Consider the following 20511-nt stretch of genomic DNA (forward strand, 5'->3'; position numbering starts at 1 on the left):
CAACGCGGTGTTTAAAAGATGGACCGGAACTTGCGTTAGATGCGACCAAGCATTTTTTGCGAGACATTTTAATATTAGGAGCAGGTCGACATGAAACCTTCACGTCACCTTCAAAAATCCGTTGTGTCGACCGTGTGCTGGGGCACGATCCACCTCGCATGTGTGGCGTTGATCGCGCTCGTGCTGGGTGGTCTACTGGCCCCATCCATGATCACGGTTTGGGCGGCTCAGTACGTCTGGAGCACGCCGGAATTATTGGATGAGAATATTCTGCGGCTTGCCCTTCATATCGGCCTCGCGGCCTGTGTCTGGGGGCTAATGGTCATCACCTTTTTGTTGGCGAGAGAGCGCAGAGCCAACAAGAGGTCGATCGTTAAGCTCTCGCGCGGCACGGTACTGACGGAAACCATTATCATTCTTCCTGTGTGGCTGCTTCTGGTCTTCGGACTTGCACAGCTTGCCATCAATAATATCGCCGGGATTCTTGGAAATGTTGCGGTTTACGAGGCGGCTCGGACCGCCTGGGTATGGGAAGGCGAAGTTGGCAAGCGCGCTGGTGTGACCGAAGCCAAAATGAAAGAGAAGGTGCGGACGGCGGTTGCGCTTGTGATGACACCGGTCGCACCCGGTGGATTCGTCGGAAATCCAACGCTGCCTTCTCATCCATCGAGGATGCGGACGGCCCTGGCGATGGCGAACGTACCTCTGGTTGGTGGGCCTGCCTCCCAACTCTTGCCCGCGGGAGTGACGGACCTATTAGGCACTGGCGCTTCGCTGGACCTAACCATTCCTACTCGAAACAATCAGTCGGTCTCACGAGCGCTGGACCAAGAGCTTTTTATTATGCGCACAGTGAAGAAATTCACGCACGCTTATCATGCGACCAAGGTCACGGTGAACTCAGGTAACGATACTACGGTGACAATGGAATATATCCACTTCATTGCGATGCCGATGATGGGGCCCATTTTTGGGAAAAAGAAAGGATTACTCTATGCGCTCAACACATCCGGCACCATGCGTCCGGGCTACTATACCACGGTGAAGCGCAAGACGAGCCGCCGTTCGCAAAAGAATAATCCTCCCAATGCGGCAAGGCCGTCGAATATGTTTAACGCCGCCCCGACACCCAATCCGGGTGTCAACACGGGCGATATCAAGGGCGGTGCCAATCAATCTGCCGGAGGTGACTCATGGTGAGATTGCGCTTAAGTGAGTTTAACTCCAACCAGTCAGGCGCCATCGCGATGTTAACCATGGCGGCGCTCCTAGTGCTGACCATGATCGCGTGGGTGCTCTTTGATGCGGGCACCAGCGCTCGTGACGCGCTCGACGTTCAGGCATCGGCGGATACAGCTTCGTGGAGCCAATCGGCCGTAGAGGCCCGTTCCATGAACATGATGGCGTTCGCGAATGTTGGAAAACGTGTGACCTTCGGCATGACGTCATTCTATCAGGCGCTGTGGCTCTCGTGGGCGGCATTGTTGGTCGCGGCCGCTGCGCTTACGGTCGCATGTTGGATCGCGAATATCCCACTATTCGGAGCGATTACGTCCGTGTGTAAGGAATTGACGAGTTTCACCATCCAGGTGGGGCTCGTGATGGTGGATGAACTGCCGGATCTGATCATCTTTGAGAGCGATCTGGTCCAAAACTATTTCAAAGATGATTTGACGGCGTTTGATGATTACCAAAAGTACATGACACAGCTTACGCCATGGTGGAGCTGGGCCGAAGGGTTTACGAGAGGCGCCCGCAACGGTGCAGTAGTCGCGAGCTCATTCCCTGTCCCCGAAAGAATCGGGAGCACATCTTTTCAAACCGACCAAGTCGACCGACTACCGGTTGAAAAGGCGCCTACCACCCAAGGCTACACGGACATGTGTGCAAAAGTGTACACGGAGCTCGATATTGGAATTCATGTCATCGACTATGGCATCAAGAGTTCCGGGAATATGAGTGGCGGAAGCGGGTGGGAGCGACCGCTCGCATTCTTGATGACAGGTGGTATGGCGCTCGGATTCATGATCCCGGCGTGCGCCATCAACGCGTTGATCTACGGAGATGTAGGCGCCCCATATCAAATGGAGACGTTCAGCTCGGACGCCATGTGGCAGCTGCGCGCATCGAACCTGACCTTCTCCTACGCACCAAACCCGAAGCGGTTCTCGGACACTGGCGATCGAAAGAAGTACAACTATTTGAGCCCGGATTATACGTCATTGCCGCACTACTCGGGCGGTGGTTACTACGGCATGGCCAGAAGTGAAATCTCATTCCAAGATGGCACACCAGATCTCTGGAAGGCGTCATGGACGGCGCGAATGCGGCCGGTGGCTCTACCTGGTGAGTGGTCGAGCCTTGGAAGCGGCGTGACGCTTGTGAAGGCATGGCGTGATGTGCTTCCGTACGTCACGGCAGCAGCCGCTGTGCTTTCACTTGTTGACGGCGCGATTTCAGGTGACCTGGATCCCGCAGGTCTGCTGGCGGGTGGTGCTAAAGACCTCGTTAACGTGGATTCCGCCCTTGGTGGCTTGACTGATGATAGTGTGGAGGGATTGGCGAAATGAGACGATTACTCCGCTTCAATCGAAACGAACGGGCCAGCGCAATGACGGAATTCGTCATGTTTTTGCCCATATTCATCGTGGTCTTTGCCGGAATCGTGAATCTCGGCAAGTTCGGCTACTCCACCACCCAGAACAAGATACTCGCCCAAAAGGCCCTCTGGACAGGCGTGATTCCGGTGACGCACTCTACGACTACAGACACGGGGTCGCATATGTCCTCCGTAATCGGCGGAGGCGACGCAGGATTGCACCTCGCCGATCTGGCAATGGACGGCTCCAACCCTCAACAGGCGGTTGACGGTGTGGAGGGAGGACTCATGGGCCTCGGCTTGGGTGTAGGAGGCCATTGGGGCGAGTCCTACGGTCGTACCATCGTGGTTTCGGTACTACCCGGAGTAGGTGGTGACCTCGAGCGGCACGAGAGCGCCGAAGATGTGATCGGTGATCAACCTTTCCCTCAAGCAATTCTCAACGATAGCGTCAACAGACCGCGGGGCAGTGGCGGGATTATCGGTTCGATTTTGCAGTATATCGCAGGAAGCGGCGTCGTCGCGGCTCTTGGCGCGGGAATTAGATACGGTACGGTCTTCGGTGAGCACGAGCACACGTTCACCGTGGGTCGGCTCGGGAGCTTTAAGTCGCGTTCTCACTACGATGTGCTCGTCGCGCCATCCCCGCTCAAGGGCGTTGCTACGAAGACTTCTTGGGCGCTCGCACGCGCCTATGCGGAGAGCGAAGACAACTACAGCGTCATGATGAACTTTGGTGAGTCGGAGTGGGAAGGAGATTCATCGGGCGGATCATCCATGGACGGCACGATGGGTGATTTGGGCGATTTCGACCCGAACTTCGACCCCGATAGTGACGATTATCAGGATCAGATCGACGAGGCCATTCGTGAATCTGAGGAGCAGGAAGGAGGTGGGGGATGAGATTGCTTCAATCGACATTGAAGATAGGGGCCGCAGGAGCCACGATTTTTGGAATCGGTTGGGCGATCTTAACCTTTGGTGGCAACGCTGAGGTCAAGAGCGCAGACGCGGACATCATTTCCTTTGACTTCGCACCAAAGACAAACACCCAAAAGTTTCAGGACTCGCTCGACGAACTCGGTATGGAGAAAGCTCGGTACTACGATTGGAACGGCAACAAGATGGCGTTCTCAACGATGGTGACGGATGACGAGCCTCTGGTTGTGCTTCACGAGTTCCAGGAGAAATTTCGCGAAAAAGGGCTCAACGATCGGATCTACTCTGGCAAGTCAAATGCCGTGGATCTGAGAGGGCGCGACGTGTCTGAGCTGACCCCCGAGGAACGCGAAGCACAAATGAAACACCTCGAAGAACTTTATGTGAAACACAGTAATTTCTTCGCCGGTGGGATGGTTCCTAATGTTGTGACGCGCGATTATGTGACCATGCACGGCATGGACTCAAAGGGCGGAGCAGAAACCGGCCTAGACTTCATAAAGGAAGTTCGAGAGCGCGGATCTTCTCGGCTGACCGATAGTGTTGGCGCTGCGAGAACCATCGAGATCTTCCGAGAGTCAGGGCGCACGCGCGTTGCGGCAACCTGGACAGACGATGAAGTTGATTTCTCGAAGTTTCGAAACGCCTCAAACGCTGCCGAAGTGGGTGGCTCAAGCAAGGTTCCAGCGTGCATGGGTTGCGAGCGTCTGATGCGATTCAAGGGCGAGACCGAAGAGGGTTACGCGTCAAACCTTTTTCATTCGGATTCTCAAACCAAAGCCGACGTCGTTCGGTTCTACAGGGAGTCGATGGCGAGGCGAGGGTGGATGTTGACCCCGGCAACTAAGGCGATGATGGCGGCCGAGCAGGTGAAACTCAAGCAAAAGTCGGATGTCGAGTTCCTCTCGTTTGCTCGAGGCAGCGAGTTTGTGAACGTTCTCGTCTACACCGGCAGTGACGGGAAAACCGTTGCGAAGGTCATGGAAGCTCCCTGACGAAAAAAGACGAAAAGGGAACTTGAATTCCGAGTTGCTGGGTGCTATCAAGGCCGGCCTTGTGGGCCGAGTGCCTTTAAGCGATTGAAATATTTTCCCGGATTTTCTCCGGGTTTTGAGAAGATTTGGAGTAGGTCCATGGACGTCATCAAGAAACTCAATGAGAAGCAGCTTCGCGAAGTTCCTCACTTCCGCCCAGGCGATACCGTACGTGTTCACTTGCTCATCCGCGAGGGTGAGAAAGAGCGTGTTCAGGTATTCGAAGGCGTCTGCATCGGCCGAAGCGGCTCAGGCCTTCAGGAAACGTTCACCGTTCGTAAGATCTCCTACACCGTAGGCGTCGAGCGCGTGTTCCCTGTACACAGCCCAAGGATCGAGAAAATCGAAGTTGCCGCAATCGGTAAGGTCCGTCGTGCGAAATTGCACTACCTCCGAGAACTTACTGGTAAGGCTGCTCGTATTCGCACCAAGCGTGAGCGAAAGGGCACCTGAGCGTTGCGCATTTAGAGTCGCCCGGCGTACAATACCTCCATGCGAATTCAGGAAATTGTATTTCAGGGCCTCTACGAGGCGTCTTCTCCGGTCAAGATAAGGGCCGAGAAAGACGTAGACTCTATCACCCTCCCGCACCCCCTGCGGGCAGAGCAGATCCAAGACATCCTGCTATCGATTTTCTATCCCGATCGTACTCCGGCTAAACTTGCGCAGGAGTACCGAAGTGGCGGGATGGTGGCGTGTAGTTTTCGGTTTCGAGGAAAGCCCTTTCGGATTCTGCGCAAAGGTGGTCCGGAGTCGCTACGCCTTCAAAGTGGCGAGGGCGGTAATTTTCAAGATGTGGCTCAAGGAAAGAATGTGGAGAGCATTCTCAAGCAGTCCATGGGATTGCCTGAATTCCAGGTCTTTTGGGTCTTGAGCCTATGGCGCTACGACACATCCCCTTCCTCCAATTCAAAGATCGACATCGACGCCTTTGAGCCTCACGTGCGTGACATCGTTCTGCGCTACCGACAGGCGCGCAAAATTGAAGCGGCCGAGGATCGGATCAAGAGTCTAGAGTCGAGGATTGCAGAAAAGAGACGCGATCTCGGAAAGGGTATGGCCCTTGAGGAGAAGCTCGGTAAGGCTCGTGAAAAGATGCGTGAAATCGAGGTCTCCGAGTTGAGCTCGGAAGATGTCGACTTGCTCCAAAACAGCGAGTTCACCTTTAAAGAGTTTCAGGCCCAGATCGATCGCCTGAGCCGGGAAGAGGAAGAAGAGAGAAGTCGGGCTTTTGCTTTGCTTCCCACTCCTTTCGCAAAGGAGCCTGTGTTCTTGGTTGGACTTGTAGTGGGACTCCTCTCCGTTGCGGTTTCTGTAGCGATGAGCCAGACACCCTGGAGGGCCATTGCGTTGGCGGACTCGGTGGGGTTTGGGATGTGTGCGTATGTACTGCTCAACTATTATGTTGGATTGGAGCGCGCCAACGTCCATCAAGTGCGTATGGAGTCGATTAAACGCCGACTCAATCAGGTTCGTGAAGAGAGGGTTGCCCTCGAAGAGCGCATCAACCATATCCTGATTCACGCACGAATCGACGATGCCAAGGATGTTGGTGAGCGCGTCGAGAAGGCGCAGAAACTCAGAAAGATCATCGAGCAGATGGAAGCTCAGGTCCAAGATCTGAGGCGCGATCCGACTTACGTCAAAGGCAAGGCCGAGATCGACAAGCTAGAGAAGGAACTCGAGGTGGCGCGTGACGCTAAGCCACCTTCAAGTCCTGATATGATGTCCGCGTATCAACTCGAGTCCGACCTTGATTCGCTTGGAATTGATGCTGCCGCCGTGGCCCAAGAGGACACGGAAGACGCGAAGGACGACTTCGATCCCCTCACCAACTTGGTCGAGGTCGCCAAGCTCACCCAAGAGTGGCAAGGCGGGCAAATCGTCGAGAAGACCAGGCGCATGTGGGCTAAGATTGCAAGCTTCCTCCTCGGAGAGAGGTTTAAGGATGTGGACCTGACGGCTGATGGGGAGCTCAAGGTTGGGGCCCTTGGCGCCGAACAGTTGGCCATGTGGGCGAAGACACGTCCGTCCGAGCATCAGGCACTTATGGTCGCTCTTTTGGTCGCACTTCAGGTGAATGCGCCAGAGTTTTCGAGTCGAGGTTTCTTCGAGTCAATCGTCGTACCCGACCCGGGTCGTTGGCTAACAGCCGATCAGACAAAGAAGATCAACGAGGTCTTTGCCAGTGCGGCACGCCGAACCCCAGTGATTCTTCTCAAAGAACCATGATGCAGATTAGCCTCTTCTCTGAGCCTGGATGGGAAATCGGGGACGTAGAGGATTGGTGCGTTCAAAGCGGCTATCGGTGGGTCGTTGGGGTCGACGAGGCAGGCCGTGGGCCACTCGCTGGGCCTGTACAGGCCGCGGCCGTCTTGCTCGACTTGCACCAGTTGGACGACCAATGGCTGAAGTCGTTGAATGACTCAAAGAAGTTGAGTGAGACAGCACGGGAAGACGCCTTTCAAGCTATTGTCGAGAACGCGTGCGCGTTTAAATTGGTGGCCAAGGATGCTGCGTTGATCGATCAGATCAACATTCTGCAAGCTTCGCTCGAGGCGCTCGCCGATTGCGCGTCTGCAATCTCGGCTGAGCATGACGTGGACTTTCTGGCGGTGGATGGCAACCAACGAGTTGAGTGGGTGGGGAAGCAGCGCGCGCTTGTGAAGGGGGATGGACGTAGTTTGGCGATCGCTGCTGCGTCCATTCTTGCGAAAGTAACGCGTGATCGGATGATGAAAGAAAGCCATGAGAAATGGCCCGAGTATCGATTTGATTCGAACAAGGGATACGGCTCCAAAGTACATCTCCAAGCGATCGAAACCTACGGCCCGTGCGAGATTCATCGGCTAAGTTTTGCCGGTGTTAAGGAGCACTCCCACCGGTTGCGTGACCTCAAGTGCGAAAAATGAAGAAAGTTCGCAACACTTGAGAAAAATGTCCGAAAACAATTCTAGGGAGAGAAACGTTTAGGAGGTTTTTATGACACAGCAACGCATAGATTTAGGAAAGAAGAGTGAGTCCATCGCCGCGGATTTTCTCGAGAAGCAAGGCTGGAGTATTCTCGAGAGGAATTACAGATGTACCCTTGGCGAAATCGACATCATCGCTGAGCGCATTGACGAAGTGGCGGGAGCGTTTCGTAAGACGATCGCGCTGGTGGAGGTGAAGTCGCGGAGGAGGCGCCCAGGCTTACGGCCAGAACATCAGATGACTCTTGGGAAGCGTCGAAGGCTCGTACGATTGGCCAAGAGCTATATCCGTGCACGTAGAGTGAGAGCACGCGTCAGGTTTGATGTTGTAGCTGTAGAGTGGAATGCAGAAGAGTATGTGGTCAGACACCATGAATCGGCCTTTGATGCCAATGGTCACGTGACCTGATCATTTAGCTTTGAGCCGAGCAACCTCTTCCGAAAGCTTGCTCCGCTTCAAGGTCGAGTACACTTCTTCGCGGATTTTAGAGGTCGTTTCGTCCAGCTCGCGCCCGCTCGCGGAATCCGTTGGGGTTCCTTCGATATGCAGAACGAGATCGCCCCAGCGCTCAACATAAATTCGTTCGTCTCCATTGAGGAAACAATAGGCTTCCCCGTATTCACCCTGGATCTGATTGGTCTTGATCTCCGGGAAGCGCTTCTTCACGGCCATCGTCAGGGCATCGCGGTACTCTTCCGCATCTTTCCAGGAATCAAAATTGGTAACTTGCACCGTGATCGTCTTCCCGTCCTTTTCGTAGGCGATAAGTCTGTCACCGCCCCAGCCCTTGGCTGCATTGACGAAGGTCTCGTCTGCGTCACCTAAATGCTCTTTGAAGAAGAGTCTGGCCATGAACTCGCCCATGACAGTGTTGTAGATCTTTGTGTGCTCGGGAAGAGCAGCGTCTGCGTTGAACTCCAGAAAGGTCGGTTCATCGCCCGCAAAGTACTTTTCTGGGTGGAGGATGTGTTCGGTTGAGCTGGGTGGGTTTTGGTAGATCGCGTCAACGTCCTTCCATGTGCGTCCGATCCTGGCGGCAACCACGAAACGCATGCCGGCAAAATAAGGGAACATAAGCATCTCGCGGAAGACAGCGGGAGCCTTGGCCAACGCCGAGCCTTCATAGGTAGGTGCCTCCTCTCCTTCTTCTGCTGCAGGAGGAGCCCCCCCGAGTGATTCCAGAGCTGAGAGGTTCTCAAAGCTCATCGTCTTGAGCATGCCAGCAACCATCGGGTTGTCCACAATGCTCTTTCCTGGCTCTAATCCATTGGATTCAAAAAGGGCAAAGTCGATCATCACAATGGTCGCATCACCCTCGATGAGAGCCCCTCGCGCCAAGACGTAGTCGCCGTTTTCTAGGGCAGTGAAAGGAGCCTGAAGTGTGTCGATACTAAAGTGCTGGTCTTGAATCGCGTGAAAAAGCTCGTGGGCCATCGCCGGTCTTTGCAAAGACATGGGGATACCTCGCATCACGTAGAGTTCTTTGGTTTTTTGGTCATAGAACCCCGCGATCTGTTCAGTGAGCACGTCGAGGAGCATCTCCTTGTAGTTGAGATCTTGCGGTACGAGTCCAAGCCGCTTGTAGACCTTGCCTTCCGCCGCGATATCGTCATCCGAAACCCCTTCGTTCAGCTTCTGCAAGAGGACTTCTCGTAGCTCTGAACGCTCCTTAATCCCCTTTTTAATGGGGGCGAGTGTCTTGAGGCCCCGGAACTCACCTACAGAGACCGCGATTTCGTCGGCCGTCTTCAATAGCTCATTCTCAGACTCAGATAGCGTCTTGTCTGGAGCGGTTTGGGCGACTGAGGCCGCAGGTACAAGCAGTGATAAGACAACGAGTAATTCTCGGATTTTCATGGGAATGGGTCCGGGTCTTTGGAGGGGCGCATAACAATTGGGCGTCCACAAATATTTCTGAGAGTGCAATTTTTGCCAACAAAATTGTAGACGTCACAAAGATGTTGGTCCATAGTGAGGCGCGTCGACGCCCATTTTAGAGTGGTCGGCGTGTTAAACCTATACGTTCGTAGTTTTTGTTCGAACGAATGTTTGTGATTCGGAAGGAGTGTCTGTCATGAAGATCCGTCACCTGTTGGTCGCACTTTTCGCAATGGTATCTTTCGGTGCTGTTGCTTGTGGTGGAAACGAGCCAGTACCTGATGAGCAGCCAGTGGAAACACCAGCTGAAGAAACAACTCAGGAAGAGGCTCCAGCTGAAACTGCACCTGTTGAGGAGGCTCCTGCTGAGGAGCCTGCCGCTGAAGAAGCTCCTGCAGAGGAAGCTCCTGAGGCAGCAGCCGAGGGCGCAGAAGGCACCGCTGAATAAGTTTTGCGACTTGTTAGTGTACAAAAACGCCAGCCGTACTCCGGCTGGCGTTTTTGTTTATTGAATGTCTCGAGTGGAATGGGGTAATGTCTGCACACTTCTAATAGTGGTCGACGAGGCGATATTATGTTGATTGAAGCACGCAACCGATGGGGTTTGGTGATCTGTGGTGGCTTAGGGGCTTTGTCCTTGAGTCTCTTAGTGGGATGCGCCGACGATTTGTACGCACCCTGTACCCTGGATCCTTCCTCCCCCGATCTTGCCGTTCAGCTCTGTGGTGATACGTCTCGAGAGCTAAGTTGTGCCGTAGATAACTACGTGCAATGTGAAACTCGAGTCTGCGCACGATACAGCGGATCAGCACCTTTCTGCACCAAACGATGCAGCGATGATAGTGATTGCCCAGCAGGCAGATGCTTAGAATTCCCGTTCCAGTCGGGTAAGCTCTACTGCGTGGAGAACCAGCTTGTTGAGCAATGAGGTCAACTTGACGCTGCTCGGGGGCTCGGGTACTTTTGTGCCGCTTGTCATTAATGAATGTTTACGATTGCGATGTGGGGCCGAGCCTGCCTGGTTCGGTGGTTCTGTGAGACCAAACTCTGTCTCAAAGACGAAATCCAATAGTTTAACGACCGAAGTGAGGTCAGTGTGACGACTCAATTGAACAAGAAATTCTTTCGAAGCCTCAAATTCGCCATCGTGGGCTGCGTGGCACTCACTAGCCCTGCGCTGATGGCCCAGGGAATGAGTTTCGGCGAGGACGAAGTGGAAGCCGTGACCGAAATGAGCCCTATGGGTAAGGTGCTCGAAGAAGGCAAAGCACTCTACAATGAGGAGAAGTTTGAAGAGGCGAGTCTTACCTTTTGGAAGGTGATTCAGGACACTGACGTGGCGGCCGAGGCTTTTAAGCCGGAAGCCAAATACGAGCTCGGTAAAACCCTTTTCAAACTGAAGCTCTACCACTCGGCATTGCAGATTTTTGGACAGATCGTCGACGAAGGTCCGTCAAATCCGTACTTTCTTCCTACGCTCCGCGGCCTCGTTCTCCTGACTGATGAAGTTCCCGAAGACCCGTTGCTCATGCAACGACTCGCGGCCTATGCCGAGTTTTTCCCGAATGAAGTGCCCGAGAGATATCGCGATCGCTTCGCTTATCTCGTTGGACGCCATATGTACAACGAGCTCGATATTGACGAGGCGCTTAGGATTCTCGGGATGGTTTCCACGCGGAGCCCCGACTATGCAAAGGCACGCTACATCTCCGGTGTGGCGCACGTTGCGAACTACGAGGCTGCCGAGGCTGTTGACGCATTCAAGGAAGTCTTACGATTTCTAGTGGCTAAGGAAGAAGCGGGAACTCTGAACGAGGAAGAAGCTCAGCTTCTGGACATGACCAACCTCGGTATGGCTCGCGTCTTTTACTCGACCGGTGGATACGATACCTCTCTGAAGTATTACGGAAGGATTTCGCGCACTTCCGCCCAATGGCCAACGGCCTTGTTTGAGTCGAGCTGGGCCTATTTCCAGATGGACCTCTACAATAAGGCTCTGGGCAATTTGCTTACGATCAACGCACCGTTTTTCGATACCGCTTATTTCCCTGAGGGAATGATTTTGACCGCGGTGTTGTACTTCTATAACTGCAAGTACGATCGCGTGCGCTACGTGCTTGAGGGTTTTGACGAGCAATACGTGCCAATTAAGGCAGAGATCGATTCGGTGGTAGCGAAGTATTCTGACGATACGGAGGCCATGTACAAATGGCTGCTAGATCAGCGCCAGGGAGCGACCGAGAACTACGAACTGGTTCGCGTCGTAAACTCGGCCCTCAATGACCAACAGGTTCAGAGAAAGGTCAAACTTATTGAAGCTATCTCCGAGGAGAAAGCGGCCCTCTCCGAAAAATCCCAGACTTGGAAGTCCTCGCCACTTGCTAGAGCGTTGGATACAGACTTGGAAGTGTCCGCTGGGTTTGCACGCTCGGACGCAGGAATGATCGCTCAACAAAGACTTGAACGAGCTTCACGAGAGCTAGAAAATCTTGTTCTCGAACAAAAGAAAATTCAATTCGAAGTCGCCCGAGCTGAAAAGGGTGAGATCGAGGCAGACCTGAGAGCCTCCATGGTGGTGGATCGGGATGTCACAGATAAGCCGAGCGTCGATGTCTCCGATGAGGAAATGTACTGGACGTTCGATGGCGAATATTGGCGAGATGAGCTCGGTTTTTATGTGTTCGATGTAAACTCCGAGTGCAAACGCTGATTCACGAGGTGAAAGATGAGGTTGCTAAACATGCGTAAGATTGTCCTTTGGGTTTTGGCGGGTTTCCTACTCGCGAGTCCCGCTCAAGCACAGCAAGATAAAGAGGAGACTCAGTTATCTGATGTGAAGGTGAAGCAGGCTGAAAAACCCACACTCGAGGGAGAATCGGAAGGTCCGATGAAGACCTCGATCGTGGGGGATAAGAAGGTCGAAAGTGTAAAAAAGACCGACGAAGCAATCCAGCAACTCAAGGACCTATTGAAGGCCACACCTCGGGATAATCCTCAACGTGCGGAGTTCCTCTTCAACCTTGCTGAAATGTACTGGGACAAATCTCGCTTCTACGAGCAAGGTTCGTACGCAAGGCAAAGTGAGTGTTTCTCCTATCGTGATCAGGGAGACGCAAAGAAGGAAGCTCAGTGTGAGCAAGGCCGAAAGGATATGCTCAACGAGAGCAAGCGTTGGAAGGAAGAATCCGTCCAACTCTACGTCGAGATCATTCGGAATTTCCCGACGTTCAAGGACCTCGACGAGGTCTACTTCTATCTGGGCGCGAACCTCATGGAGGTTGGAAAGAAGAAGGAAGCGATCGAATTCTTCAAACGCCTCATCAACGACTTTCCAAAAAGCCAACACATTCCAAACGTTCTCCTGGCGTTCGGCGACTATTATTTCGACAATGACGACATGGATCAGGCACTCAAAGCCTACCAACGTGTCGGCCAATATCCGAAGTCCACAGCATATCCATATGCCCGATACAAAGAGGCGTGGTGTCATTTCAACCTCGACTCGAAGCCCAAAGCTCTCGATACGTTCCTGGATGTGTTGAAGCTCAGCAAGTCTGCGAAGTCGGGCGTGGGTGCAGGTCTCGTGCGTCAGACACGCAACGATATCGTTCTAACCTACTCGCATATTGGAGCCGCAGATAAAGCGATCCCCTTCTTTCGGCGCGTAGCGTCGGATAAGGAAGACTGGGTGCCTATGGGAGAGCGCCTCGCAATTCTTTACAGCGATAAAGGAAAGCCGTCGGATTCAACACAGGTCTATCGCGAGTTGATCTCGGTCAATAAGGAAAGCGTTAAGACCATCGACTACCAATATGAAATCGTACGGAACACCACGACGATCAACTCCTACAGCCCAGACTCGGTCAAGGAGATCGTTCGACTGATGAAGCTCGTTCAGCTTGCGGATTCAGGAAAAGGATTTAAGGACGTGGATCCTAAAACCTATCCTCAGACACGTGCCAGAAGCGAAGAACTCGTCAGAACTTGGGCCATCACCTACCACCGCGAAGCACAGAAGACGAAGAACCCCGATCTCTACGCAATGGCCTACTTCCTCTACAAAGAGTACCTCGATACCTTTGATAATCAGGGAGAGGAATACAACATGCAGTTCTTCTATGGAGAGCTGCTCTATCGTCTACAGAAGTGGGAAGAGGCTGCTACAGCCTATGAAAAAGTGCTCGCCATGGATGAGAAGGGCAAATACACCAATGAATCGGTACACGCCCTTGTCCTTTCGTACTTCAAGATCGTGAACACATCCGAAGAGCAAGCCAACCTTCAGGCTCGCAAAGACGAAATGCTAGAGGAGCCGAAAGAAGGCGAGGAAGATAAGCCGGCACCGATTCCTGAGGCCAAGCCAATCCCCGATTTGCACCAACGCCTGATCGCAGCGTGCGAAAAGTATGTCGCTTTGAATCCGGAGGGAGATCGAATCGTGGACGTCAAGTACACGATGGGCCGTACCTACTACGACTTCGATCACCACGATAAAGCGATCGGATCATTCAAGGATATCGCTCATAATCACAGCGAGCATCGACTTGCGGTGATTGCAGCGAACCTGCATTTGGACAGTTTGAATCTCTTGAGAAAGTACGATGACCTTCATATTGCGGTCATTGAGTACCTCGAGAAACAGCCGATTAAGGATGAGGCTTTCCTTTCGGATATCAACGCCCTCAACGCGTCGATTCGTTTCAAGAAATGTACGGTGCTTGACGACGAAGAGAAGTGGAAAGACGCAGCTCAGTGCTTCGTCGACTTCTATCGTGATTTCCCTCAGTCCGAACTTGTGGACAAGGCGCTCTACAACGCGGCTCTTGATTTCGAGCGCATGAAGGAACTTGGTAAGGCGATTCAGGTTCGAATCTTCCTTCTCAAGGAGCGTCCCGATTCGGAACTCGCTCCCAAGAGTCTCTACAATATCGGAGGTAACTACCACGCGCTCGCCGTCTACACCGAAGCTGCAAAGTTCTATGAACTCTACGCCGCTACGTATCCCAAGATGGAGAATGCTGAGGTCGCTCTCGCAAACGCTTCGACGTTCCGCCAGGGGCTCGGTGAATTGGACAAAGCTGTGGAGAATTACGAGACGTTCCTCGAACTTTATGGAAAACGTGACGAGGACAAGTCAGCAGAGGTCTACTATCAGATCGCCACGATTTACGAGCAGCAAGGGCGCAAGAAAGACGCATTCAACCAGTACCAGGGCTATTTGAAGCGATTTGGAAAGAAGGGACCTGCCAACCGGTATCTCGAATCTCATATGAAGATCGGGATGTACTACTGGGATCTCGGTGGATCCTCCAATCGAAAAACGGCGAAGACCTGGTTCAATAAGACTCTCAAAGAGTTCAATTCGATGGGCAAGGCTGACCAAGAGGCCATGACCACGGGGCGCGATGCGGCTGCTCAAGCGCGATTCATGCTCGGTGAAGAGGTCTTCGAGGAGATGGTCAAAATCAAGATCGACTCTCCGAACGAGAAGGTCCTCAAGAAGCGCATGCAAGAGAAGATGAAGGTCGCCATGGAAGCCAAAGAGATCTTCGAAAGCGTGATTCTCTTCGGTCGTCCCGACTGGGCGATCGCCGGTCTCTATCGCATCGGGGCTGGTTTCCAAGACTTGGCGAACAATATTCGACAGAGTCCACCACCACCGCGTCTGACCTATGACCAAAAAGAGATCTATCGGGGAATTCTAGAGGACAACGCGAGTCAGATTGAAACGCTTGCTGTGGATGCGTACAAGCGCGCGCTTGATATCGCAAAAGAGAAGAGTTGGTTCAACCAGTACAGCCGACGCGCCGAGGTTGCTCTTGCTCAACTTCGACCAAGAGAATTCCGCCGGCCGTCTGAATTGAGAGCACAGCCAGATCACTTCAGCAGTGGTTTGTCGCGTGTGCCTTTCCTCAAGCAGGTTAAGGACGAGGATCGCCTTACAGACTTTGGCTCTTCTGAGCCTCCCATGACCGAACCTACGTCTCAGCGATGAGTGCAGGAGTGACGAGAATGTTGAATCGTAAATGGATGACTTTGATCGCCTTGGGTGCGTGTCTATCTCTAAGTGCTTGTGGGTCTAGTTCGACAAAGAAGGACGAGAATCCGGCAGTGAAAGCGACCGGTGCAACGACCAATGAGGCCGCAATCAAGGCCTTTGAAAACGCTGTTTCGGTATATGAGAAGTCGGAGGGAAAGAATCTTGAGCAAGTTCAGTCTTATCTTGAGGAAGCGCTGAGCGAAGACGCTCGATTCGGAAAGGCGTGGTTCAACCTTGGGGTGATTCAAGAGAGGAGAGGTCTTCGTGACGAGGCTAGAACCTCGTATCAAAAGGCGCTCGATGTTTCTCCGGCCCTCGGGAGCGCACTCGTCAACCTCGGGATGATGAAATGGGAGGATGGTAGCCCTTCTGAGGCGCGCGATCTTTTCAATCAGGCGGTGCAAGCGGATAACTTTAATCCGGCCGCCCACAGCAATATCAGCGCGTTCTACCGCATGGATGATGACCATCGAAACGCAGTGCGTCACGCAAGGCTTTCATTGGCCGGTGACTCACAAAACGTGGATGCGTATGCCAATCTGGCCAAGACCTATTACGCCATGAAAGCGTATGACGTGGCCCTTCTGGTGTGTTTGAACGCTGAGAAGATCGACCCTAACAAGGCCGATATTTACAATATCATGGGGATGATTTGGCTGGCTAAGAACGATGTGACCGAAGCTATTCGACAGTTTCGCCGTGCCTTGGAGAAAGATCCCAAGCATGTCGCAGCTCTTATGAACTTAGGCGCGGTAATTCTGAACGTGCGCGACTACGAAGGGGCGATTTCACTCTTCGAGCAGGTTCTCGCGTTAGAGCCGAAGAATACTGAGGCTAAGATCTCGATCGCTGTGGCGAAGCGAGGTCTGGGTGACCTGGACGCCGCTCGAGCCCTCTATGAGGAAGTTAAGGCGGTTGAGCCTGAGAACGCTTCGGTTCAGTTCAATCTCGGTGTGATGGAGCACGAGCACATGGCTCAGAACGCCATGATTGGCTTAGGGCAGGGCGATGCGCCCGCCGATCCGATCGCTCAGATGGATTGGACGATTGGCAACATGGAAAAAGCGCTTCAACACTACGAGAAGGCAATTGAGCACTATCGCAACTTCTTGGCCTACGACCGAGAGGTTGACCAAGAGGCTCAGAAAGAGGCCAACGAGCGCATCACTCAGGTACAGCAGCTGATTCAGGTGACTGGAGAACAGATTCCCCAGCTCAAAGAGCAAAAGATTATGATTCAGCAGGATATGAAAGCTGCTGAAGAGGCCGAGGCGCAAGCTGCAGCCGAAGAAAAGGCAGCTGCTGAAGCGGCGGCGGCTCAAGAGAGTGCCGAGGAAACGGGGACGGCCCCTCCCACACCGACCGAGTAGCGGAAACGTTTGCAGGCCTCGCGCGTTGTGATAGCCTGTCTAAAGTAGGAAAAAGACCGAATTGTGCATTTTTTTTGGAACAAACCTTCGGGCCCAATGTCGCACAATTAAGACCGTAAAGGAGACGTCATGAAAGCATTCTTCGCAGCACTACTAACCGCCAGTTTGGTTCCGGCCTTGGGATTTGCCCAGGACGCGATGCCAACAGCCGGTGAGGCGATGGGAGGCGGTGGCGATAGCAACGTCGTCTACAAGAAAGAGACTCAGTACGATTTCGAAGCCGACGACGTTGAAGGAAACCTTGTGAAGCCCGACGAGCTCGGAATTCAGGCGGACCAGCACGGTAAAACGAGCAGCTTGATCAAGATTCGTTCAGATTTTGTTCCTGAAATGCTCAAATCGGTAGAAGATATTTAGTTTGCCCCATTGGGCTGGCCTAGAGGACAACGATGAGCAGTCGCACGTTAAGATTTGAGATTCTACAAGGGAGCGAGGTCGTAAAGACCGAAGATCTCGACCAGGATGTCATCAAGGTTGGTAAGCTATCGAGTTCCCATCTGAGACTCGACGATCCAAACGTGTCCCGAATTCACGCAGTGATCGAGCGGGCAGCGGACGGTGGGTTTAGTGTAATCGACCTTGGCAGCGCTACTGGCACCTATGTCAACGACGAGAAGGTGACCAAAGCGGCCATCTCCGAAGGAGATGTCCTGCGTTTTGGAGACACATCAATCCGTGTTTCCATGATCGACGCTGCGGCCGCCCAAGCTGCTCAGGATCCGTTTGTAGGCGTGAGCGCAGCAGCGACTGCGACTGAAACCGCCGCTTCGGCCACTGGGATTCAGACCGACGATGGCAGCGTGGTTGAGCCCTACACAATGCAGGGCTACTACGACGACGCTGGAAACTACATCCCCGGGTACTACGACGAGGCCGGGCAGTATCATCTCGGCTACGGCTACTACGATGAAGCTGGTGCCTGGCAGGTCTCTGCGGGCTACTACAACCCGGAAGGAGAGTGGGTCGCAACCGACTCAACTGTCGCCGTCGTTGGAGCTCTCGAGTCAGACTATGAATCGGACTGGATCTTCAAAGGCACCCGCGACACCGACGTCTACCAAGAAGCTTTCTTTAGTGACCGTGGTGGAGACACCTTGGAAGTCGCTATGCTCTGGGAAGACAACGTTCTCTCAGTAGTAAGTTTCAACTCGCCAAAGACAGTAACGATTGGTGGGCAAATCGCTCGTGGAAAGAACGCGAACGACTTCGTGCTCGACGATCCCGCCATTCCAGACGAGCGTTTTCCCCTCGTCTCCTACACGGGTGGTGGTTATGCCCTGAATTTTACTGCCGACATGGCTGGTTTGATTCGTGAAGGCGACCAAGAGTACACCCTGGCTGATGCTATCCAACGTGGAGTGGCACAGAGGTCTGCGGAAAGTGCTCAGGCTTATTCGGTCCCATTGACCTCTCGCACTCGAGCTCGCGTCGATATCGGTTCGACCACGTTTTTGGTGCACTTCACAGACGTTCCAGCGGTAATTCTGGGTGGCCGTGGGTTCGATACCACGCCAGTTCCGTACATCACGCTGAGTGCTGTGGCACATATCCTCTTTGTGATTCTCGCGATGACCATGCCGGATAACGCCGGTCGATTGAACCTCGATGGTTTCCAGGCGACTGACCGTTTCGTGCAGCTCATGCTTGAGCCGGATCAAGAGGTGATTGAAAAGCCAGACTGGCTTGACGATCAGGGTAACGAGGAGGCTGCCGCGAAACACAAAGGTGAAGAAGGGCAGGCTGGTAAGGAAGATGCACCAGACGCCAACAAGAAGATGGCGATCAAGGGTGATCGAAGCCCAGAAGACCTGGAGTTGAAAAAGGCGCGTGATACCGAAATCGCCATGAGCGCTGGTATTGCGTCTGAGCTTATGGTGTCGAGTCCTTGGGGCTCTTCAGACACGTCGATTGGATCGGATGCGATTCACGCGCTTGGAGGAATGGAAGGCGCAGAGTTTGGTGAATCTAAAGGCTTTGGTGGGCTTGGTTTGCATGGCGCTGGTCGCGGTGGAGGTGGTATCTCTGAGCGTGGTCTTGGACTTGCGAACGTAGGTACAGCTGGTCGTGGCGGTGGCGGACGTGGTGGTTCTGGCTACGGCAAAGGCGCTGGCGACCTCGGAGAAAGAAATAGCCGCGTGCCGAACATTGTACCTGGCAATCCAAACGTTCAGGGCTCCTTGGATAAAGAGATCATCCGACGCGTGGTTCGTCAGAACCGCGGTGCAATCAAGTATTGCTACGAACAGGAGCTTCAGAAGAACAAAGGCCTTGCCGGTCGTGTAACAGTGCGCTTTACCATCTCAGCTACGGGTTCGGTGGTTTCAGCAGTGGTTTCAGACTCCACGTTGAATAACGCCGCCGTAGAGCGATGCATGACGAACAATATTCGGCGCTGGGTTTTCCCGGAGCCGAAGGGTGGCGGTATAGTGATTGTGAACTATCCGTTCAATCTTAGTTCGTAGACTTGGCACGTCGCCCCAATCTCCGCCCGCGCTCGTCGCGGGCTTTTTTGTGCCCGCCACTTTTCCAGGTTTAATGGGGAGACGTTCGTCTTCGAAAGATCGGTGAGGATTGTTGTCACAGAACGAAAGGTAGGTTTATGATGGCCACCAAGTAAAACAAGTGTGGCTGGTCAGTCTTATGACCGATGCGCAGGAGCAGATGTGAAATTAGTGCAGCGCTTAATGGTTTGGATTCCTCTGGCTTTGATATTGGTCGCCGGTTCGGCCTGTACGAGCATGGATCGAGCGGAATCAATCTCCGAGATGAATAAAGGGCTTGAGGCTCTCAACGGTGGTCAAACGCTGGAAGCAGTGAAGTTGCTCAAAGAGGCCGCAAGAATTGACAGCACGTATGCAGACCCACCTTACTTTCTAGGGCAGATTTATCACCGAAAACTCAACGAGACCGATAATGCTGAGACTTTCTATCGCGACGCCTTTTCGCGAGATGGTGAGAATCCTCAGATTGCCTATCAGTTAGGGGCGCTGCTGCAGGAGACGGGCAAAGATCAGGATGCCATGCAATTTCTCAAGACCGCTACTGATCTGAAGCCCGACTTTGCGAAGGCATGGTTTCGATACGGACTCTCGCTCGAGAATCAGGAAATGTATACTGAGGCCATTGATGCCTACATGAAGTCAATCCAGGCGAACGCTCGTATGAAGATGGATAGTGATAGTAAAGGCGGGGAGGCGTATCATGCACTTGGAGACCTCTACAATCGTTATGGTTTCTACGACCACGCCGTCAAGGTCTACGAGAACGGCATGGAGAACAACCCGGACGTCGCCCGTCTCCACCTGGGACTTGGCGTGGCACAACTACAGCTAAAGCGCTATCCGGACTCGGAAACCAACTTTAAACGTGCCCTGGAGCTCGACGCCAGTTTGACGACTGCTGTGTTCAACCTCGCGGTGGCGCATATGGCGCAAGGGAAGACAGAGGAAGCGATGTCTGGCTTCGACATGTTTGCCCAGCGCGCCGACCAATCGAAAGACGCGGCGAGGATCATCGCTGCACAGGGCTTCATCATGCAAATGCGTGAGGAGCAAGAGAAAGAGTGACGCTCCAGATTGCCGAGTTTTCTCGGCCTGTGATACAACTCCCCCAACGAAC

General features: G+C 53.3%; 17 protein-coding genes. 16 read left to right on the forward strand and 1 reads right to left on the reverse strand.

The genetic code is table 11. The annotated features are described in order from the left end of the window. Positions 1-90: 90 nt before the first annotated feature. The 8 genes from FRD01_RS21020 (at position 91) to FRD01_RS21055 (ending at position 7953) form a co-directional block, all read left to right on the forward strand. On the forward strand, positions 91-1200 hold the full coding sequence (locus tag FRD01_RS21020; RefSeq protein ID WP_146962907.1) for a hypothetical protein: 1110 nt from the start codon (positions 91-93) through the stop codon (positions 1198-1200). Then, positions 1194-2570 (forward strand): hypothetical protein, encoded by a 1377-nt coding sequence (locus FRD01_RS21025; RefSeq protein WP_146962908.1) that lies wholly within the window; start codon positions 1194-1196, stop codon positions 2568-2570. Before FRD01_RS21020 ends, FRD01_RS21025 begins: the two co-directional genes overlap by 7 nt. After that, positions 2567-3502: a TadE/TadG family type IV pilus assembly protein gene (locus FRD01_RS21030; RefSeq protein WP_146962909.1), complete on the forward strand. Its 936-nt coding sequence runs from the start codon at positions 2567-2569 to the stop codon at positions 3500-3502. Before FRD01_RS21025 ends, FRD01_RS21030 begins: the two co-directional genes overlap by 4 nt. Beyond that, positions 3499-4533 (forward strand): hypothetical protein, encoded by a 1035-nt coding sequence (locus FRD01_RS21035; protein ID WP_146962910.1) that lies wholly within the window; start codon positions 3499-3501, stop codon positions 4531-4533. Before FRD01_RS21030 ends, FRD01_RS21035 begins: the two co-directional genes overlap by 4 nt. 138 nt (positions 4534-4671) lie before the next feature. Continuing rightward, on the forward strand, positions 4672-5025 hold the full coding sequence (gene rplS / locus FRD01_RS21040; RefSeq protein ID WP_146962911.1) for a 50S ribosomal protein L19: 354 nt from the start codon (positions 4672-4674) through the stop codon (positions 5023-5025). A 39-nt stretch (positions 5026-5064) separates the two neighbouring features. Beyond that, a complete protein-coding gene (locus tag FRD01_RS21045; protein ID WP_146962912.1) occupies positions 5065-6804 on the forward strand; it encodes a hypothetical protein in 1740 nt (579 codons plus the stop codon). Continuing rightward, complete coding sequence (rnhB, locus tag FRD01_RS21050; RefSeq protein WP_146962913.1) at positions 6804-7484, forward strand: ribonuclease HII; 681 nt, start codon at positions 6804-6806, stop codon at positions 7482-7484. Before FRD01_RS21045 ends, rnhB begins: the two co-directional genes overlap by 1 nt. A gap of 70 nt (positions 7485-7554) precedes the next feature. Next, a complete protein-coding gene (locus tag FRD01_RS21055) occupies positions 7555-7953 on the forward strand; it encodes a YraN family protein (protein WP_146962914.1) in 399 nt (132 codons plus the stop codon). On the opposite strand, the gene FRD01_RS21060 is transcribed toward FRD01_RS21055, so the two are convergent. Continuing rightward, positions 7954-9402, reverse strand: coding sequence for a hypothetical protein (locus tag FRD01_RS21060; protein ID WP_146962915.1), 1449 nt, complete (start codon positions 9400-9402; stop codon positions 7954-7956). 217 nt (positions 9403-9619) lie between these two features. On the opposite strand from FRD01_RS21060, the gene FRD01_RS21065 reads away from it, so the two are divergent. From FRD01_RS21065 to FRD01_RS21100, 8 genes are all read left to right on the forward strand, one after another. Then, the gene (locus tag FRD01_RS21065) at positions 9620-9871 is read left to right on the forward strand and encodes a hypothetical protein (protein WP_249755798.1); all 252 of its coding nucleotides are present in this window, start codon (positions 9620-9622) and stop codon (positions 9869-9871) included. A 126-nt stretch (positions 9872-9997) separates the two neighbouring features. Then, positions 9998-10351, forward strand: coding sequence for a hypothetical protein (locus FRD01_RS21070; protein WP_146962916.1), 354 nt, complete (start codon positions 9998-10000; stop codon positions 10349-10351). A 168-nt stretch (positions 10352-10519) separates the two neighbouring features. Beyond that, entirely contained in the window at positions 10520-12133 is a 1614-nt protein-coding gene (locus tag FRD01_RS21075) for a tetratricopeptide repeat protein (RefSeq protein WP_146962917.1), read from the forward strand. A gap of 30 nt (positions 12134-12163) precedes the next feature. Continuing rightward, positions 12164-15418, forward strand: a complete 3255-nt coding sequence (locus tag FRD01_RS21080; RefSeq protein ID WP_249755799.1) for a tetratricopeptide repeat protein — start codon at positions 12164-12166, stop codon at positions 15416-15418. Between the two features lie 17 nt (positions 15419-15435). Next, positions 15436-16833: a tetratricopeptide repeat protein gene (locus tag FRD01_RS21085; RefSeq protein ID WP_249755800.1), complete on the forward strand. Its 1398-nt coding sequence runs from the start codon at positions 15436-15438 to the stop codon at positions 16831-16833. Between the two features lie 129 nt (positions 16834-16962). Further along, positions 16963-17250 (forward strand): hypothetical protein, encoded by a 288-nt coding sequence (locus FRD01_RS21090; protein ID WP_146962920.1) that lies wholly within the window; start codon positions 16963-16965, stop codon positions 17248-17250. A gap of 32 nt (positions 17251-17282) precedes the next feature. Beyond that, entirely contained in the window at positions 17283-19355 is a 2073-nt protein-coding gene (locus tag FRD01_RS21095) for an AgmX/PglI C-terminal domain-containing protein (RefSeq protein ID WP_146962921.1), read from the forward strand. Positions 19356-19556: 201 nt separating this feature from the next. Then, on the forward strand, positions 19557-20459 hold the full coding sequence (locus FRD01_RS21100; RefSeq protein ID WP_146962922.1) for a tetratricopeptide repeat protein: 903 nt from the start codon (positions 19557-19559) through the stop codon (positions 20457-20459). Positions 20460-20511 lie beyond the last annotated feature (52 nt).

Source organism: Microvenator marinus, assembly GCF_007993755.1.
Taxonomy (GTDB): domain Bacteria; phylum Myxococcota_A; class Bradymonadia; order Bradymonadales; family Bradymonadaceae; genus Allomicrovenator; species Allomicrovenator marinus.

Bases quoted from the DNA above. Each gene is read 5' to 3' on its own strand.
- FRD01_RS21045 (WP_146962912.1), top strand. From the start codon at position 5,065: ATGCGAATTCAGGAAATTGTATTTCAGGGCCTCTACGAGGCGTCTTCT.
- FRD01_RS21025 (WP_146962908.1), top strand. From the start codon at position 1,194: ATGGTGAGATTGCGCTTAAGTGAGTTTAACTCCAACCAGTCAGGCGCC.
- FRD01_RS21070 (WP_146962916.1), top strand. From the start codon at position 9,998: ATGTTGATTGAAGCACGCAACCGATGGGGTTTGGTGATCTGTGGTGGC.
- FRD01_RS21095 (WP_146962921.1), top strand. From the start codon at position 17,283: ATGAGCAGTCGCACGTTAAGATTTGAGATTCTACAAGGGAGCGAGGTC.
- FRD01_RS21055 (WP_146962914.1), top strand. From the start codon at position 7,555: ATGACACAGCAACGCATAGATTTAGGAAAGAAGAGTGAGTCCATCGCC.
- FRD01_RS21085 (WP_249755800.1), top strand. From the start codon at position 15,436: ATGTTGAATCGTAAATGGATGACTTTGATCGCCTTGGGTGCGTGTCTA.
- FRD01_RS21020 (WP_146962907.1), top strand. From the start codon at position 91: ATGAAACCTTCACGTCACCTTCAAAAATCCGTTGTGTCGACCGTGTGC.
- rnhB (WP_146962913.1), top strand. From the start codon at position 6,804: ATGCAGATTAGCCTCTTCTCTGAGCCTGGATGGGAAATCGGGGACGTA.
- FRD01_RS21060 (WP_146962915.1), bottom strand. From the start codon at position 9,402: ATGAAAATCCGAGAATTACTCGTTGTCTTATCACTGCTTGTACCTGCG.
- FRD01_RS21090 (WP_146962920.1), top strand. From the start codon at position 16,963: ATGAAAGCATTCTTCGCAGCACTACTAACCGCCAGTTTGGTTCCGGCC.
- FRD01_RS21080 (WP_249755799.1), top strand. From the start codon at position 12,164: ATGCGTAAGATTGTCCTTTGGGTTTTGGCGGGTTTCCTACTCGCGAGT.
- rplS (WP_146962911.1), top strand. From the start codon at position 4,672: ATGGACGTCATCAAGAAACTCAATGAGAAGCAGCTTCGCGAAGTTCCT.
- FRD01_RS21035 (WP_146962910.1), top strand. From the start codon at position 3,499: ATGAGATTGCTTCAATCGACATTGAAGATAGGGGCCGCAGGAGCCACG.
- FRD01_RS21030 (WP_146962909.1), top strand. From the start codon at position 2,567: ATGAGACGATTACTCCGCTTCAATCGAAACGAACGGGCCAGCGCAATG.
- FRD01_RS21065 (WP_249755798.1), top strand. From the start codon at position 9,620: ATGAAGATCCGTCACCTGTTGGTCGCACTTTTCGCAATGGTATCTTTC.